This is a genomic window from Loigolactobacillus binensis, assembly GCF_005405165.1.
Lineage (GTDB): Bacteria > Bacillota > Bacilli > Lactobacillales > Lactobacillaceae > Loigolactobacillus > Loigolactobacillus binensis.
On sequence record NZ_BJDN01000034.1, the window covers coordinates 1 to 17063 of the forward strand.

The 17063-nt window shown below is 43.2% G+C and carries 21 protein-coding genes; 4 read left to right on the top strand and 17 right to left on the bottom strand.

The annotated features are described in order from the left end of the window. Positions 1-64: 64 nt before the first annotated feature. From FFM78_RS12135 to FFM78_RS12165, 8 genes are all read right to left on the bottom strand, one after another. Positions 65-790, bottom strand: a complete 726-nt coding sequence (locus tag FFM78_RS12135; RefSeq protein WP_171001895.1) for a 4Fe-4S dicluster domain-containing protein — start codon at positions 788-790, stop codon at positions 65-67. Between the two features lie 722 nt (positions 791-1512). Continuing rightward, positions 1513-1833: a carboxymuconolactone decarboxylase family protein gene (locus tag FFM78_RS12140; RefSeq protein WP_137638666.1), complete on the bottom strand. Its 321-nt coding sequence runs from the start codon at positions 1831-1833 to the stop codon at positions 1513-1515. A gap of 1 nt (position 1834) precedes the next feature. Next, positions 1835-2257 (bottom strand): cupin domain-containing protein, encoded by a 423-nt coding sequence (locus FFM78_RS12145; protein ID WP_137638667.1) that lies wholly within the window; start codon positions 2255-2257, stop codon positions 1835-1837. A 63-nt stretch (positions 2258-2320) separates the two neighbouring features. Continuing rightward, positions 2321-3061 (bottom strand): SDR family oxidoreductase, encoded by a 741-nt coding sequence (locus tag FFM78_RS12150; RefSeq protein WP_137638668.1) that lies wholly within the window; start codon positions 3059-3061, stop codon positions 2321-2323. Further along, positions 3058-3408 (bottom strand): flavodoxin, encoded by a 351-nt coding sequence (locus tag FFM78_RS12155; RefSeq protein WP_223877074.1) that lies wholly within the window; start codon positions 3406-3408, stop codon positions 3058-3060. The genes FFM78_RS12150 and FFM78_RS12155 overlap by 4 nt, the downstream gene beginning before the upstream one ends. Positions 3409-3421: 13 nt before the next feature. Further along, entirely contained in the window at positions 3422-3574 is a 153-nt protein-coding gene (locus FFM78_RS14040) for a hypothetical protein (RefSeq protein ID WP_223877075.1), read from the bottom strand. A gap of 251 nt (positions 3575-3825) precedes the next feature. Continuing rightward, positions 3826-4881: a zinc-dependent alcohol dehydrogenase family protein gene (locus FFM78_RS12160; protein WP_137638669.1), complete on the bottom strand. Its 1056-nt coding sequence runs from the start codon at positions 4879-4881 to the stop codon at positions 3826-3828. A 79-nt stretch (positions 4882-4960) separates the two neighbouring features. After that, complete coding sequence (locus FFM78_RS12165) at positions 4961-5836, bottom strand: LysR family transcriptional regulator (protein WP_137638670.1); 876 nt, start codon at positions 5834-5836, stop codon at positions 4961-4963. Between the two features lie 187 nt (positions 5837-6023). Between FFM78_RS12165 and FFM78_RS12170 the strand changes: the two genes are divergently transcribed. Next, complete coding sequence (locus FFM78_RS12170; RefSeq protein WP_223877076.1) at positions 6024-7589, top strand: MFS transporter; 1566 nt, start codon at positions 6024-6026, stop codon at positions 7587-7589. A gap of 132 nt (positions 7590-7721) precedes the next feature. On the opposite strand, the gene FFM78_RS12175 is transcribed toward FFM78_RS12170, so the two are convergent. From FFM78_RS12175 to FFM78_RS12190, 4 genes are read right to left on the bottom strand one after another with little or no spacing between them, the layout of a single operon-like run. Further along, a complete protein-coding gene (locus FFM78_RS12175) occupies positions 7722-8144 on the bottom strand; it encodes a nucleoside 2-deoxyribosyltransferase (protein WP_137638671.1) in 423 nt (140 codons plus the stop codon). A gap of 24 nt (positions 8145-8168) precedes the next feature. Beyond that, positions 8169-8687, bottom strand: coding sequence for a GNAT family N-acetyltransferase (locus FFM78_RS12180; RefSeq protein ID WP_137638672.1), 519 nt, complete (start codon positions 8685-8687; stop codon positions 8169-8171). A 50-nt stretch (positions 8688-8737) separates the two neighbouring features. Then, positions 8738-9751, bottom strand: a complete 1014-nt coding sequence (locus FFM78_RS12185) for an NADP-dependent oxidoreductase (protein ID WP_137638673.1) — start codon at positions 9749-9751, stop codon at positions 8738-8740. Then, positions 9744-10082 (bottom strand): ArsR/SmtB family transcription factor, encoded by a 339-nt coding sequence (locus FFM78_RS12190; protein WP_137638674.1) that lies wholly within the window; start codon positions 10080-10082, stop codon positions 9744-9746. The genes FFM78_RS12185 and FFM78_RS12190 overlap by 8 nt, the downstream gene beginning before the upstream one ends. Before the next feature lie 194 nt (positions 10083-10276). Between FFM78_RS12190 and FFM78_RS13900 the strand changes: the two genes are divergently transcribed. Next, entirely contained in the window at positions 10277-10489 is a 213-nt protein-coding gene (locus FFM78_RS13900) for a hypothetical protein (RefSeq protein ID WP_171001896.1), read from the top strand. A 114-nt stretch (positions 10490-10603) separates the two neighbouring features. On the opposite strand, the gene FFM78_RS12195 is transcribed toward FFM78_RS13900, so the two are convergent. The 5 genes from FFM78_RS12195 to FFM78_RS12215 all read right to left on the bottom strand — a co-directional run bounded on the left by FFM78_RS12195 (position 10604) and on the right by FFM78_RS12215 (position 15258). Then, on the bottom strand, positions 10604-11113 hold the full coding sequence (locus FFM78_RS12195; protein WP_137638675.1) for an O-acetyl-ADP-ribose deacetylase: 510 nt from the start codon (positions 11111-11113) through the stop codon (positions 10604-10606). After that, on the bottom strand, positions 11113-11886 hold the full coding sequence (locus FFM78_RS12200; RefSeq protein WP_137638676.1) for a metallophosphoesterase: 774 nt from the start codon (positions 11884-11886) through the stop codon (positions 11113-11115). Before FFM78_RS12200 ends, FFM78_RS12195 begins: the two co-directional genes overlap by 1 nt. Before the next feature lie 116 nt (positions 11887-12002). Further along, on the bottom strand, positions 12003-12842 hold the full coding sequence (locus FFM78_RS12205; RefSeq protein WP_137638677.1) for an aldo/keto reductase: 840 nt from the start codon (positions 12840-12842) through the stop codon (positions 12003-12005). A gap of 503 nt (positions 12843-13345) precedes the next feature. Then, positions 13346-14779 carry a flavocytochrome c gene (locus FFM78_RS12210; RefSeq protein ID WP_223877077.1) on the bottom strand — a complete coding sequence of 478 codons (1434 nt, stop codon included), beginning with the start codon at positions 14777-14779 and terminating at the stop codon, positions 13346-13348. Positions 14780-15021: 242 nt separating this feature from the next. Next, positions 15022-15258 (bottom strand): cytochrome b5 domain-containing protein, encoded by a 237-nt coding sequence (locus FFM78_RS12215; protein WP_137638679.1) that lies wholly within the window; start codon positions 15256-15258, stop codon positions 15022-15024. 214 nt (positions 15259-15472) lie between these two features. Between FFM78_RS12215 and FFM78_RS12220 the strand changes: the two genes are divergently transcribed. Continuing rightward, positions 15473-15862: a hypothetical protein gene (locus FFM78_RS12220; protein ID WP_137638680.1), complete on the top strand. Its 390-nt coding sequence runs from the start codon at positions 15473-15475 to the stop codon at positions 15860-15862. A gap of 28 nt (positions 15863-15890) precedes the next feature. Next, positions 15891-17060, top strand: coding sequence for a hydroxymethylglutaryl-CoA synthase (locus FFM78_RS12225; RefSeq protein WP_137638681.1), 1170 nt, complete (start codon positions 15891-15893; stop codon positions 17058-17060). The last annotated feature ends 3 nt before the right edge of the window (positions 17061-17063 follow it).

Genomic DNA, 17063 nt, shown 5'->3' on the forward strand with positions numbered 1-17063 from the left:
CCTAATTTAGAAATAAAACGCCCCGATTAAAGCAATAATGTCAAATATGTCAGAAATTAAGACTTTAGAGTCCTAATATACTTGACTTTACGTAGAAAACTTGTTTGTTGTCATCATCTAAGGCCGCTTCTACCTTTTCAATTTCAGTGGTTTCGTGTAAAGCGCCAACGGGACAAGCGTTGACACATTGGCCATAAAGCAAGCAATTGGTGTCTTCAAACCGCACATTGTCAATTGGCGCCATAATCCGTTTACCATCAATTTTTTGCAACTTGATAGAACCAGTTGAGGTTTTTTCTAAACACATGGCCGCACAACGGCCACACAGGATGCACTTATTCCGGTTGATAGTAATGCCAACACTACGACTGTCGATTTGCGCCTGTAAATCATCAACAGAATCCTCATATTTTAGTTCCGGACGAGCCCGCAATTTGCCGGCTAAGGCTAATAGTTCACAATCCCCGTTACGAATACAAGTCCCACATTTAAAATCATGCTTGTTTAATATTTTGATTACAGTTTTTTTGGTCTGTTCAAGCGTTTGCTCGGTATCCGTGCGAATTACTAGTCCGTCGGTCATCTTCAAACGACAAGCTAAAGTTGACTTCACTTTACCATCCTGTTCAATTTCAACCCGACACACCCCACATTTACCGCTGTTGCCGCATTCCTTTAAGAAACATAGGCTGGGAATGTAGACGTCCTTCATTGTGGCAAATTCTAAAACGGACATTTCCTCTTCCTCAGGGGTTAATATGTATTCTTGTTCATTTAATGTTACTTTCATCGTCCTCGACCTCCAGTATATTTCGGGTACGCCGAATGGTATAAAAGCGATCACCATTCATTGTTTAATGAGTAACATGCTACTTTAAAAATTAACTGCCTAACTCAAATATAATTATACAGAAAAAATAAAAAATTGTTGACTTATTTTTTAAAATTAACAGCGCTTTTTAATTTAGCTTTAAATTCTTTATTGTCAACATGTAAAACGGTTACATTATTTATGGTTTTTTGATGTTAATGATCTTCATTTTTGTAGCTACTAGTAAATAATAACTAAGATCCACTAAAAAAGTTAAGGTCAATTTGAATTTAACTGAGCATTTATTCTAGTAACCAATCTATGATTACCAATGGACTATAAAGTATTGACCACTATTTCACAATAATTTTTGCACTGTAGATTTTGACCGTTGCAGACGATGATCACGCAACCAAAGTTGAAGACCATAGCAAGCAGTAATCGCTACTTAGGGATCGTTAGATGGTTCAAAAACGTAAAAAAAAGCGGTGGACATCACTTGACTATGTCCACCACTTTACCTTTTTCAATCAAGCTAAATAAATTTTATATCCTTGTTAGCCATTATTGATTTCAATTCGCCTGTACTCAGAAAACCGCATGCTATTTAGTGACTACATTTTAAATCAAATCCCACCGAGTATTTAAATTCAGTGCGTAGACAGTGATTCACTTCCATACTAAAACGCCTTATTCTTCACCTAATGGTTTAAATAAATTTGCTTGGCAAGGGCAAATGCTGACCACGCCTTGGGCCAACCGGCATAAAAGGCTAACTGGGTGATCAATTCCACCATTTCATCTTGCGTCACCCCATTTTGCTTAGCCATTTTCATGTGCGCTTCTAATTGGGGCACACCTTGGGTCAATAAGCTAGCCACAGTGATCAGGCTACGATCACGTGGGGTCAACTTCGTCTCGCGGGACCAAACTTGGCCAAATAAAACATCATCATTTAATTCAGCAAATTTCGGAGCAAAGTCGCCTAAATGATCACGACCAGCCGTTTGTTTTTTTACCATTTTATTTGGCCTCCTGTTCAATAGCAGCATATTGTTTATCCGTAACGGGTTCCAACCATTCTGGTGTACCAGCAGTGATTGCAATGTGTGCAAACCAACTATCCTTGGTCGCACCATGCCAGTGCTTAACCCCATCATGTGTGACGACAACGTCACCAGGAACTAAATGTTGGGCGGGCTTACCGGCTTCTTGATACCAGCCTTCACCGCCAGTAACCAACAGAATCTGATAACCAGCATGATGAATGTGCCAGTTATTCCGACAACCGGGCTCAAAAGTAACGTTGCTGACACCAACGTTAACCGCAGAATCAGCGACTAATCCTTGTAAATAACTTTGACCGATAAAATACTGGGCGTAAGCCTCATTTTTAACGCCTCGTGGGAAAATGCCCCCGTTTTTTAATACTTCATTTTTTACCATAATTAAAACACTCCTTATTGCATTCTTTTGTGAAAATCAATCCGAAAACCAGATCGGACTTCGTTAAGCCTGCTTTGTTGGATAGATCGTAAATTCGTTCACGTTAACGTCTTCCGGTTGATCAACGGCGAAGTTGACCACACGCGCAACCGCATCAGGTGTGATACCGACCTGGGCGTAGAACTGTTCCATTCCGGATTTAGTGGCATCATCGGTGATCGTGTGTAATAATTCAGTATTGATCGCGGCTGGATATAGGCTAGTCGTCCGAATATTAGTTCCTTCCTGAGCACTTTCCATACGAATAACTTCCATCAAATTGCGAACAGCAAATTTAGTGGCGCCATAAACACCAGCACCAACGAAACTTTTAAGTCCAGCAACCGATGATGTTGTAATGATCTGGCCTTGCTTTTGTTTAGTAAACTCCGGCATAACTGCGGCTACCCCATTGAGCACCCCTTTCAAATTAATATCGACCATGTCGTTCCATTCTTGGGTATGCAACGCACTGATCGGTGAACTAGGCATGATACCAGCATTATTAAAAATGACGTTGATCCCACCAAATTTCTTTTTGGCTAAAGCAACTAAGTCTTGAACTTCAGTTGGTTTAGTCACATCGGTCACCTGATAAACGGCCTGACCACCAGCCTTTTTAATATCAGCAACAATCGCCTGCAAACGACTAGCTCGACGAGCACCTAAAACAACTTTGGCCCCGTTACTAGCTAATAATTTGGCACTGGCTTCACCAATTCCGGAGGATGCTCCCGTAATTACGATCACTTTACCTTTAATCATTTTGAACGCTCCATTTCCAATAAATTTAACCAATTTTCGATGGCCCGGTCAGCCTTGAAAGCCCGCGAGCCCCGCACTGCTAAGCCAGTCGCTAACGAACTTTGTGGCAAGATTTGGTGCAGATCATCCAGACTACGACCAAAGCCACTACCTTCATGAGTACAAAACGGATAAACTTTTTTGCCACGCCAATCTTGCAAAGCTAAGAAAGCGCGCAGTGCCTGGGGTAACGTTCCCCACCAAATCGGAAAACCTAACATGATTTGCTGTGTCCGCGCTAAATTAGTTTGTAATGGTTTAACCGCTACTACCCGTTGTTTGCTTTGTTCGCTTTTCGTCTGTTCCAAAATCGCCTGATAATCAGTGGGGTAAGGTTTGTAATGCCTCCACCGAACAAGCTAACCGTTGGGCCAATTTTCGGGCAACTAATGCGGTATTGCCCACATTGATGTACTGGGTCACCCCATATTGCTTATTCTGCCCGGCACGGGAAAAATAAATCACCACAACCATTGTTACGCACCTACTTTGCCTTCTTTGCTATGACTTAACTTACGAAAACTAGCATAGGCCTAAGTTATCTATACGTCTAATGCTTATTTTTAAGTCATATATGCTTATTGGGTATATTAAACTAACTAAAATGGGCATCCCACGGTTTGCTGGAATGCCCATTTAGTTACTTCTTCAATTAGTTTAGCAAAATAAACGTCATAAAGCGTTTTATCTACCTACTATAAATATCGCAGATCGGTTAGCCACAATTAATCAGCGCTGATCCGCAATACTAATGCACCATGTAAATTACCTTGCTTAACTTCCTGTAATGCAGTGATCGCATCCTTAAAGGCATATGGTGTCGTCGTAGGTTGAATTTTTAAACGCTCAGCCAAACGTAAAAATTCTTCGCCATCCTTGCGCGTATTACTTTCCACACTGGTTAAATTCTTTTCATGAAAAACAGCCTTTTGATAATTAAGAACCGGAATATCCGATAAGTGAATCCCCGCAATCGCTAAGGTACCACCAGGCGTTAGACTTGCTAAGGCCTGCGGTACAATATCACCTACTGGCGCAAAAATAATACTCGAATCCAATTTAACCGGTGGCGTCGCGTAAGTATTGATCGCTGCCGTTGCACCTAATTGCAACGCAAATTTTTGTGCATCCTGGCCACGTGTTAATACATAAACAGCGATTCCCTGGGCCAAGGCAAGCTGTGTGGTGATATGTGCAGAGCCACCAAAGCCATACAATCCTAAACGGCCACCAGCCGGCACCTGAGCCCGACGCAAGGCCCGATACCCGATAATACCCGCACACAATAAAGGAGCCGCCGTCACAGAATTAAACTGCGCCGGAATCCGGTAGGCAAATCCTTCGGGTACGGTAACGTATTCTGCGTAACCGCCATCATGATCCCACCCTGTATATTTTGAATAAGGGCATAGATTTTCCCGTCCGGAACGGCAAAAACGGCAAACCCCGCAGGTCCACCGCAACCACGGTACACCAATCCGCTCACCTAGTTTAAACCGACTTGTTTGTGGCCCTGTCGCCACCACCTCACCGATAATTTCGTGACCTGGCGTTACATTAGGTTGGTGGACGGGTAAATCGCCTTCCGTGACGTGTAAATCCGTATGACAAATCCCACAAGTTAGCACTTTAACCAGCACTTCACCAACCTGTGGCCGCGGTACCGGCTTAGTAACCAACGCTAACGGCGCACTTGCACCCATGATCGCTCCCGGCTCGGTCACTTGCCACGCCTGCATGGTGGTTGCTAAATTGGTGATCGTTTGCTCTGCTTTAGCCATTTTATTCGCCCCAATTTAATCTAAAAATTTCTATTCACTTTTATTGTAGTCCCTAATTAAATAATTTCAATCGTCACCATCAAGCGAAAGCACGGCGGAAATAGCGAATGAATTCCCGTACTACCGGTGAAGTTTCGCGTTCCCGGCGCCAGGCTAAAACGCAATTTGTCTGCACGGCTGGTGCAAAGGGAATAAACTTAGTCGCACTACCATAATTTGGCGCCCCTTCAATACATACCGCTGCCCCAACTTGGCGGGCAACTAAGGAAGTGATATTAAAACTTAAATTGAAGTTACCGATAATATTAAGCTTATTTAGTGGGCAGCGGGCCCAACTCGCCACTAAGTGCTGAACATCCGGCCGACCGGAAATCAGTAACGGCGTTCCGATGACATCGGCAGGCGAAATAACCTGACTTTCTGTTAAAAAAGCTTCATTAGAAACCAATAATCCCCAGCGCTCGGTATGCGGTAAGACAATTTTATGATACTTTTCAGTATTGATCGGTTCCAACAAAATCGCCAAATCGATCAATCCCTTATCCAAGCGATCAACAATATCATCGCTGGTTTCAGTATAAATACTGAAAGTCACCGCCGGATAGTCAGCGATAAATTCCTCTAACATGCGGGACATGGTGTCTGAATTATCAGCCTCGACACAACCTAACGCAATATGACCACTAAAAAGCTGCTTTTTACGATCAACAAATTCTTGCTGCGTTTGCTCAGTTAACGCTAGAATCTCTTCGGCACGACTTTTTAAAAATAAACCGGCGGCGGTTAATTGCAAATGGTTTTTCGCACGACTAAATAGCTCGGTATCCAGATCAGTTTCTAACTGTTTTAATTGGCGACTTAAGGTCGGTTGAGTAATATGTAACACCTGAGCGGCGCGCGAAACAGTGCCTTCTTCAGCAATGGTCACAAAATATTTCAATAAACGAATTTCCATAATAACCTCCCATTTAGCCAGTTAACGCAGTTAATTATACCAGACCAGCTAACACTCAAAAAAGTAGCACTACTGGCAGCAGTTTAGTTTACCTTTCAGCCGGAACAAACGAATTATCGAGAAACCACGCACGACTGGGTCAGAATCGGTATAATAGATATAAAAAGTAAAGCTGGGGTTGGCAACTATGAAAGATGAGCAACATAATTTTAAACAATGGATCGCGTTAACCGCCATGAGTCTCGGCGTTTTCATGGGCTTACTGGACGTGACCGTGGTCAATGTGGCGTTACCAACAATAGTGCGTGATTTCAACACAACTTTTACCGATCTACAATGGGTACTCAATGCCTACACCTTGGTTTATGCGGTCACTTTACTGATCATGTCCAAATTAGGTGACATGTATGGGCGCAAGAAAATCTTTCTCGGCTCGTTGATTTTATTTGCCGTCGCCTCAGCCGTCAATGGTATGGCGTCAAGTTTACTAATTTTAGATATTGGCCGCGGCATCCAGGCCATCGGTGGTGCAGGTATGATGTCATTGTCAATGGCGCTGGTAGCGTCGAACTTCTCCGGTCAAGCACGGGGCTTGGCCCTAGGAACCCTAGGCTCCGTGATCGCTGTTTCCACCGCTTCTGGCCCGTTGATCGGCGGTTATCTAGTTGAACACTTTGGTTGGCCCGCAATTTTCTACGTTAATGTGCCGGTTGCCGTCATTGCTGTGATCCTAACCGCACTTTATGTCAAGGAAACGCCTAGCTATGGCCAGCAACAGCGCATTGATTTAGCAGGGATGGGCCTGTCCGCTGCTAGTTTATTTGCCTTGATCTATGGCCTGATCTTAAAAGAAAGTCATCCCCACTGGTCTTGGTTTGATCTACATATTAGTGGTCTTTTACTTAGTGGCCTTATTCTACTTCTACTCTTTATTTGGGTCGAACGCCATGTTGAGAACCCAATGGTTGATCTGACGATGTTTAAACGTCGTCATTTCGTCGGTATTGTCATTGTTGCATTTGCTTTAGGCGCTGGCACTTACGCCTACAATGCTTTTTTAACTGCATTGATGCAAAATTATATTGGTTATTCCGCGTTACAAACTGGCATTCGGCAACTGACACTTAGCATTTGGGGCTTAGTATTAGGCCCCGTTGCGGGAATTTTAAGTACCCGTTATTCACAAAAATGGATGATCAGTTTCAGTATGTTGATCGGCGGCCTAGGCCTATTACTAATCGCCTTGGTGACCGGACCAAAAGTTAACTTTAGCGATCTATGGCCGGGCATGGTGTTACTCGGTATTGCTGGTGGTCTAGTTAACCCATTGTTAAACACCGCCGGCATGGCGGGTGTACAGGCTAGTGAAATGGGCATGGCCTCCGGCCTACTCAACGTTTTTCGCCAGATCGGCACAACAGTTGGCGTAGTTGTCTTAGGCTTAGTACAAGATCAGCAATACGAAAATTATTTGCACCGTCATTTTCAGCAAATTGAGGCGCCGCAACAAGCTTTAACTGCGATCAAAAACGCTTTGATCACTGCTGGGCCTTTTTCCGGTCATAGCATTGCCTTTTCAACACGATTAAAGCAAACTGATTTTGCACAAATAGTTCAGCAAATCGTTGTCAAAGCATACACCAACAGTATGATCGCCGTTTCTTTAACTGCGGCAGCTATCGTGATCATCGGTGGGATCAGTGCTGCAGTTTTATTGCACAACCATGCCGAAACGCCTAAAAAGCACAGTTAAACTTGATTTCCTTTAACGGTAAGTTGTCCTTATTTAGATTTTGGTTGTTTATGGAAATCGCAATCGTCTTAAACTAAGGTTAATAAACGACTTTGTAATCAGTCAGTGCTTTAAAGAAGTAGCCGGATTCATTTAGTCGGCCAACTTTGCTAATTCGCGCTGTAAAATGATTATTGCTTGAGCAAGCGTTTGATAGTTAAAAATCTTAGTAAAGTACGGTGTCCCACTGATCATTGCTGATAACTTAGCCTGGCGGTTACGCTGTAAAATGATCACCGGCTTCGCGATTTTTTCGGCGTAGGCTAATTCGTAACCGACACCTAAACTAGGATGCGTGGTTTCTGCTACTAACACATCGCAGGTTTCAAGCCAGTGAATATCCTGCTGGCGAATCATAGCATCACTGTACGATATTTGCCCAGCTGCAGTTAACTTAGGATCACCGATATGTTCAGTCAGCACTTGATGTTGCTGCTGCATTGCGGCAATCAATTGTTGGTACAAGCCTACATCATCACGCCCACCACGAATTGCCGCGGCAAAATAAATTTTCATCGCCAGGCCCTCTTTTCCGTCAGCTTACAAAACAAATTCATATAACAAAAATGAAGTCACACCGGTATCCGGATAAAATAATTTCAATGTTGTTATATAGGTAAAGCCACAGGCCAAATAGACTTTCTGAGCCGGTAGATTAGTGGCTAAAGCATCTAAATGAAGCGCTAACTTATGGTGGCTTCTTCCGTAATCAATGGCAAATTTGACCATTTGTTGGGCAATACCTTGGCCCTGTAATGCTGGTGCAACAGCCAAAGTGTGAATTAATAAAATCGCGGCTGGTGCGGCCTGTACCTGCCAAGCTGCTTGAGTATAACCTGGATTGGCTGCACTGTTAAGCACCATTGCACTAACGATCGTGTCATCACGCCAATCAAGGAATGATTCCTGGTGGGCAATCGCATTGGCAACATAAAGCTCATCCGGATAAATACCTTTTTTCCACCCGGAAGGAAACGCTGTTTTAGCTAAGGTGGTAATGACTTGTTCATAAAAAGCCATTATTGGCTTTAAATCGTGGGTTTGCGCTAATTTGATCATGCTGAAACCTTCTTTATTAGATTAAAATTAGTGTACCACGGTTACCAAGCTCATTCAGCTACTTGCACAATAATTTTACCATGTGCACGTCCCTTTTCTGAATAAGCTAAAGCAGCTTGCGTTTGCGCTAAAGGAAAAACCTGGTCAACTTGTGGCTTAAGTTTACCCTGCTCAATTAATTGAGCAAGCTGAGCCAATTCAGTTCCATTAGCGGTCATCAATAAAAAGGTATAACGTACGCGGTATTTGTGCGCCCACCAAGTTAAGTTGGCGGTCGCTAAGCCAAATAGCGCAGTTTTCAGCCAGCCACGATGGGTCTGTCGTCCATAACGAGCATTAGGTAACCCGCTAACCGACACAATTTGTCCTCCTGGACGCAAAATTTTAAACGCCTTTTTTAAATTAAGACCACCCAAAGTGTCAAAAACCAGGTCATAATCATGCAAGATCGTACTGAAATCTTGTTGGTGATAATCAATCACTTGATCAGCCCCTAACTGCTGCACCAATGGTGTTCTGGTCGCACTGGCTGTGGTCGCCACGTAGGCCCCTAAACTTTTGGCCAATTGAATGGCCATTGTACCTACCCCGCCGGCACCGGCCTGGATCAATACCTTTTGCCCAGGCTGCAGCTGGCCAATGCTGATCAATGCCTGGTAGCTGGTTAAACTAACTAGCGGTAATCCAGCCGCTTCCACAAAAGACAAATTACGCGGCTGGTAGGCAATATCAGCGGCTGCAACCGCAATATATTCAGCAAAAGTGCCGATCCGTGCATCACGTGGGCGGCCAAAAACATGATCCCCAACTTTAAACTGCTGTACCTGCGTTCCAACTTTGACGACCACACCGGCAAATTCATGTCCTAACGTTAACGGCATCCTGTGTTTGACCAATAATTTAACTTCACCATTTCGCGTCTTAAAATCGATCGGGTTAACGCCGGCCGCTTTAACCGCTACTAAAACATCTGTCGGGCCAATGGTGGGAACAGGAACTATAGCTGCTGTCACCGTTACGTGACCATATTTTTGGATTTGCATCGCTTGCATTGTTTTAGGCATGATCTTCCTCCTGGGCTAATTGCTGGATCACGGCAGTCGTTCTTTGTAATAGCGCAAAATCAGCATTGGGATTGACGGCATAATAATGCATCGTCCCCTCTTTACGTAAAGTTACGAGACCAGCCGCCTTTAATATTTTCAAATGATGAGATATTGCCGGGCGCGATAAGTGTGTTTTAGCGGTCAGCATACCAACCCGCGTGCCGGTACAACCGATTTGCAATAATGCTAAAATAATTAATTGCCGATTTTCATCCCCTAATGCTAATAAAAGGGCTTGTGACTGTTTGAATCCGGAACTGATTTTTTCCAACGCTGCTTGTTTGTTCATCCTGAAGGCTCCTTTTTTTATTGCTGACTCAGTTCAACCGTTTAAACCTAATGCCATTAGTTTAAACAGTTGTTCTAACTTTTACCACATTGAGAAAGCAAATCGAGCCAAATGCTTTTTTAAGCTTTATTTTTGCTTATACTATTAATTCAGTTTAGATTATAGTTATACTCTAGAATAAGGAGCCTTACCCTATGAGCAAAAATTTAACTTTATTATTACACTCTGGTGAACAATTAACTTTGCAGCAAGTAGCCAATGTTCAAGTTATTACCGATGATGCAGTGATCAATACCAGTGCCCGTAATTTTTTCAACATCGGTGCGGCTGAATATTATGTGATCACCTCCAGTTGTGGTCACACCAAATTGCATCGTGCTGATGTTGTCAGTGTCATCATCGAGTAGCATTACAAAAAGACTGTCTGATTCGTTAGCGATCAGACAGTCTTTTTACTTGTAATCTGCACGTTATCGCGGACAAACTTAGCGCAAATAAACAGATTATGGGCAATGCACGCTTTAATATTGTTGAGCGGCTTGTTGGTACGCCGCCAAAGTCACCGAATCAAAACAAACTATGGACACAGTTTGAAGCGTATCATTGGTTGCCAAGAAATCCCGAATTGTGGTCAAAGCAATGATTGCGGCCTGCGCCAAAGGAAAACGATAAACGCCAGTACTAATCGACGGAAACGCTACCGTTTGACAATTATAGGCCGCCGCCAACGCTAAACTATTGGCATAAGAATTATGCAGTAGTTGCGCTTCTCCCTGGGTACCGTCACGCCAAATTGGTCCCGGCGTGTGAATCACATATTTAGCCGCTAAATGAAAACCGGGTGTGATCTTAGCCTCACCGGTAGCACAACCATGTAAAGCGCTACAGGCCGTCAGTAATTCAGGCCCTGCTGCACGATGGATTGCCCCGTCAACACCACCACCGCCTAATAAAGTGGTATTAGCCGCATTGACAATTGCATCTACGGTTTGCCGAGTAAGATCGCCATGAATAATTTTTATTATTCCCATTAGTTAACCTCCCGTACTTGACCGTTAATCGCTAAGTGCTTCCCCACTACACGGCCATTCGCTGCCAAAGTCAAAGCAAAAATTCCACCGCTGGTCGCACCAGAGCGACTACCTGCGTCAATGTCATAACGGGGCACATCCTGAGCATCAGCCTGCATTTTAAGGTAGCCCTGTTGTGTGGTACTTAATGTTTGCACTGGCGTATGGCCGCTGACGATGACTTTGCCTAATTCATTACGGTGCCAATTAGTTGGGTAGGCCGGATCATCAAAAAAGTACGAATCACGTAGCCACAGCAGATCAGATTTAACTTGCTGCGGTAAAGGTCGGCCCCAGAGTAGACCGGCATGGACCGCAAATAGATGCGAACTTGTCCAGGTTAGCGGTAAGTTTTGCAAAAACGTTGTGTATTTCAATAGTGGTGCCTGCTTCAACTGGTGCCTAACACCAGCAAGTGTCGCCGCGTGAATTCCTAGTAACTGCCAAGTTAAACGACCGCCATTGATCTTCCAGGTATCAAAGGCCAACTCGTTGCCCTTCGCCGTTTGTGCCCAGAAATCATCATGATTACCTAATAAAGCGATGGCTTGCTTATTTTGTACTTGTTCCATGATCAGATCCAACACTTTCAGTGGTGCTAATTCACCAGTTGGTTGCCCATCAATATAGTCACCTAAAAAAATCAATTGGTCGGCTTGATTACTTAGCTGCGTCAATAAAGCGGTCAAATCATCCACGGCTGAATGAATATCACCAATAAACGTATAATTCATTTCTGATCACCTCCACTTAGTCATTGGATCCATTTTACCACCACCTGAATGGCGTCCTAGGCAGCCGTTTACTTAAACTAATAAGGGATCAGAGCAATGCCCTGATCCCTTATTAGTTAAGCCAACCGACTTAATTGGTCAAAATCTGCATCCTCTAATTCAATCTCCTGAGCCGCAATATTCTGCTTAACGTGTTCCGGTGAGCTCGTGCCTGGAATTGGCAAAATAACGTCAGAGCGTTTGAGTAACCAGGCTAAGGCGATCTGTGCCGGAGTGGCATCATACTTTTCAGCAATAGAAGTCAAAACGTTCCCACTAGTTAATTTACCTGTTGCCAATGGGAACCAAGGAATAAACGCCATATGTTGCTGTTGGGCATAATTTAGGACATCCTCATCAGCACGATCAATCAAATTATAACGATTCTGGACGGAAACGATCGGTGCTATTTTTTGAGCAGCCTTAATTTGTGCCACACTAACTTGGCTCAACCCAATATGCTTGATTTTGCCTTCCTTCTGCATAGCTGCTAATTCCCCAATCTGTTCCTCGATGGTAAAGTTAGGATCGATCCGGTGGAGTTGCAAAAGATCAATATGATCGAGACCTAAACTAAACAAATTAAGCTCAACTTGTTGGCGCAAATACGCCGGATTGCCAACCGGTATCCATTGATCCGGACCTTGCCGCGTAAAACCAACTTTAGTTGCAACCATAACTTTATGATTAGGTCGTTGTTGCAAAGCATCTTTTAAATACAAATTCGCAAAAAATGGCCCATAAGCATCGGCGGTATCAATGAAATTAACGCCGTTATCGATCGCCGTGGTGATCACATTAGCCGCTGCTTTAGCGTCAGTTGCTGGCCCCCAAACTCCTTTACCAGGTAATTGCATGGTGCCATAGCCTAAACGAGTAACGGTTAATTCTGAATCAAATTTAAATTCTTTTTGCATTTAAACGCGCATCCTTTCGGAAATCATTTACATTGATCATTATAGTCCAGTTATCGCTGGCTGTCGCCGATCTTGACCGCTGCCATAACGACAATAGCCTAAAGATCAGCAAGGATTAGCCATTACAAAAACGACTGCACCTAAATGACAAGTGGCACAATCGTTATTTAATTTGGAACCGTTAATTAACTACATCTCAATAAATGGCTAACCGTATTTCTTAAACCGATCAGCACTGAAATTACAAAAATAGGTTTTATCTGACTGGTATCAAGGCCACACTTTCTAGTAACAACACTAAATAAATGATGATCGTCAACGCCACAACTGAAAAAATTGCTAATCCTAAATAATGCCATTTTGTTTTGATCAGTCACCACACCCTTTGTCTTGATTTACTTATAGCATACTAAGTCAACCGGGTCTAAGGGAAATAATATGCCCGTTCCATAAAAAATGCTGGGCCACTGCCAAACAGTGGCCCAGCATTTTAAGCGATTTAGTTATTTGACATAGGCAGCGGCCTGATTACCCGCCTGCCGACCAAAAATAATGATATCAGCGACGGAGTTCCCACCGATCCGATTATAACCGTGCAAACCACCGATCACTTCACCGGCAGCATATAAACCGGAAATTGCTTTACCGGATTTCTTCAATACCTGCGTTTTAGTATTAACTTTGACGCCACCCATTGTGTAATGAATACCTGGGGCTATTGGAATTGCATAATAAGGACCTTGATTCAACTGATGCTCCATCCCAGTCGTGCGCCCAAATTGGCCATCCTTTTTCGCAGTGACATCCTGATTCCACGTAGTCAATGTTTTCTGCAATTCTGCGGCAGGAACATTGATTTTCTCGGCCAAGGCCGCGATCGTAGTCGCTTTTTTAGTGAAGCCCTTCTTCTCATATTGATCAATGGCCGCAGAACGCGCCTTAACACCAGCATCAAACACCACATAGGCCATTTTGCCGGATTGACTATTAATTGCCGCCGAAACTTTATCACGGGTATCCAATTCGTTAGTAAAACGATCCCCCGCCTTGTTGACTAAGATTCCGCCTTCCCCGCGAGTTGCTTCACCGATCAAATAGGCTGGCTTTTGATACACTGTTGGGTGAATTTGAATTTGCTTCATATCCACGGTATAGCCACCTAACTTACGAATCATTTTTATACCGTCACCCGTGCTGCCGGCAGCATTGGTGGTCACATATTTAGCCAGATCAGGGCGATACTTTTTGATCATCGCTTTGGAAGCACCGAAGCCACCAGTTGTGACGATAACCGCCTTAGCTTTAACCGTTTTGGTTTTGTCTTGATTTAAAACAACCTTGACGCCAGAAACCTTGTTGCCTTTTTCCGTGATCTTAGTCACATCGGCATTAACGATCAACGGAATTTTCTTTTCTTGCACATTACGCAATAAACCAGTGGCCAAATATTGCCCAACAGCAGATCCGTCATGAGGCCGATGCGTGCGCTTCACACTCATCCCGCCAGAAATCGTTAATTTGTCCAGCTTCATCCCCATACTATCCAGCCAATCAATGGCACTAGCTGAATGGTTGACCATATAGTGCAGTAACGCCTTGTCATTTTTATAATGACCACCCTTTAGCGTTTCTTCATAAAACTGCTGATTACTATCTTTGACACCATTGGCCTTTTCGACTTTGGTCTCCGAAGCGTTCATGCCCGATGATGCCTTCAAAGTATTACCACCAGCAGTGGGCATCTTCTCTAAAATAACTGGTTTTAAGCCCTTTTGTTTGGCGGCCAAAGCTGCCGACATGCCAGCACCCCCAGCACCGACAATAATCACATCATATTTTTGCTTTAAATCCTTAGCTGGCGTATATTCAGCCTTTGATGCAGTCGTTGTAACTGAACTTTTCTCCGCCGCCAACGCACTTTGCGCTAGTCCCAACATGCTAGACGTCAATAAAAGTGTTGCTGAAAAAAGTGTAAAAATCGTCCCTTTCTTCATCATAATAGCCCCCTTTTTTTAATATACCGAGCATTATACAGATATGTGATATTATTTTCAATCATAATTAAATAATTGCCATAATGCTTTAATTAATCGCTTTTATTTAAAAAATAATTTTCACAAATTGGCTATAAAAAGGCAAAATAAAAAACCTGGCCAATTAAGGGACCAGGCTTGTTTTGTTAACCGGTATATTTACCGACCACTGGCAACTTTGCTAACACCGATTTCTTATGTGGTGCTTTGACGATGACTGCCGATAAATCTTTTCCTGCCGTTTGACCATGATGCTTACCTTCTGACCAAGCTTTAACATCGGTCACATCATAAACAACACCATCAATGGCAACATAAGCTTTCTTACCGTTACTACCGTCAAATTCAGCCAATTCGGCCTGGGAGAATGTTTTTTCTGTCATCGAATCACTCCTTAAATTAATGTAATTTTAGTATAACACGAACCGTTAATAAGTGGTGGAAAACGGTTACTTCAAAACTTAAACTTTTCTAATTCATTGCTTTTGCTGCGTAAAAGACTGCCACAGAAAAGAATCTCTGCTATACTAATATTAAATTAACTAAATAATAAATTCACTAACAATAAATTCAGCTTTTAAAACAGAGGTGGTTGCTGTGAAAATTTCGTTGCTTAAGTTACCTGGTTTATATGACACTTTATTTGTGTTATTCTTATTGCTCAGCTTCGCGGTATTAGGGTTAGGTCATCTTTCACCATTATTTCACGTCAATAATTATCTAACTGCGCGGACAACCTTACTGGGCCACTTGGCCATTTTTACTTGGATCGGCTTAGGCTTACATTTGATCTCCTACTTACGGGCTTTTCGAATTCCCGCTATGTTATTGGCTAATATTGCTGGGATCGGCGCTTTTCTAATTTTCTGGCTATTACCGTCCGTTGTCTTAGTACCCTTGATCTTATTGGTCTGTGCGATTTTACTGACTCAAAAAACGGCTAAACACAAGGCCCAAGTTCAACCAACTAACCGCTCCGAAGCTTAATTTATTTATACAAGGAGTTCTGAATTAAATGAAAATTGGCATTGATCAAATTAGTTTCCACACCACCCAATATTTTGTTGATATGGCCGAATTGGCCCAAGCCCGGAATGAGGACCCGAACAAATATTTAATTGGTATTGGTCAGAAAAAAATGGCGGTCATTCCCTCAACTCAAGATAGTGTGACGTTAGCAGCCAATGCAGCGGCTAAGATTTTAACACCAACTAATCGGCAACAGATTGACACGGTGATTTTTGCTTCTGAATCAGGTATTGATCAGTCTAAATCAGGTGCCGTGTATTTACAAAGTTTATTGGCCCTACCGCAACAAGTGCGTGCTTTTGAAGTTAAACAGGCCTGCTATTCAGCCACCGCGGCCCTTCAGCTTGCTTGTGGATACATCGCCTTACACCCAGACAAAAAGGTGTTGATCACTGCCAGTGACATTGCACGCTATGGTATTGGCAACGCTGGCGAACCGACCCAAGGTGGCGGGGCGATCGCAATGATCATCAGTAAAGATCCGAAAATTTTGGCGTTAGAGGCCGAAAGTACAGTTCTCACTGAAAACATTATGGATTTTTGGCGGCCTAATTATGCCACCGAAGCTAAAGTTGACGGTCATTATTCTGGTCACATGTATGTAGATTTCTTTGATGAAGTTTTTGCGGCTTACCGCCAGAAAACGGGCATGACGTTAGCCAACTTTGCAGCGCTGGCTTTTCATTTACCTTATACCAAAATGGGGTTAAAGGCATTGCGTTCAGTGTTACCGCAGGCTGATGCTGGCACACAACAACGCTTAATGGCTAATTTCGAAGACTCCCGGCAATATAACCAAATTGTTGGTAACCTGTATACCGGCTCGCTATATCTCAGCTTGCTTTCCCTACTAGAAAATACCAACACCCTGCAACCTGGTGATCGGCTCGGCTTGTTCAGTTATGGTTCTGGCGCGGTCAGCGAATTTTACACCGGTATTTTACAGGCTAATTTTAAGGCTGCCCTACTACCTAAATTACATCAAGCCATGTTTGCTGCTCGCCAGCAAGTTACCGTTTCTACTTATGAACAATTGTTTCAACAGCAATTGCCAACTGATGGAAGTACTGTTGAATTAGACCTTAGTCAAGATCCGGCCCAATTTGTTTTGACTGGTATCGACGCTCACCAACGTCAATATCGTAAACAGTACTAAAAA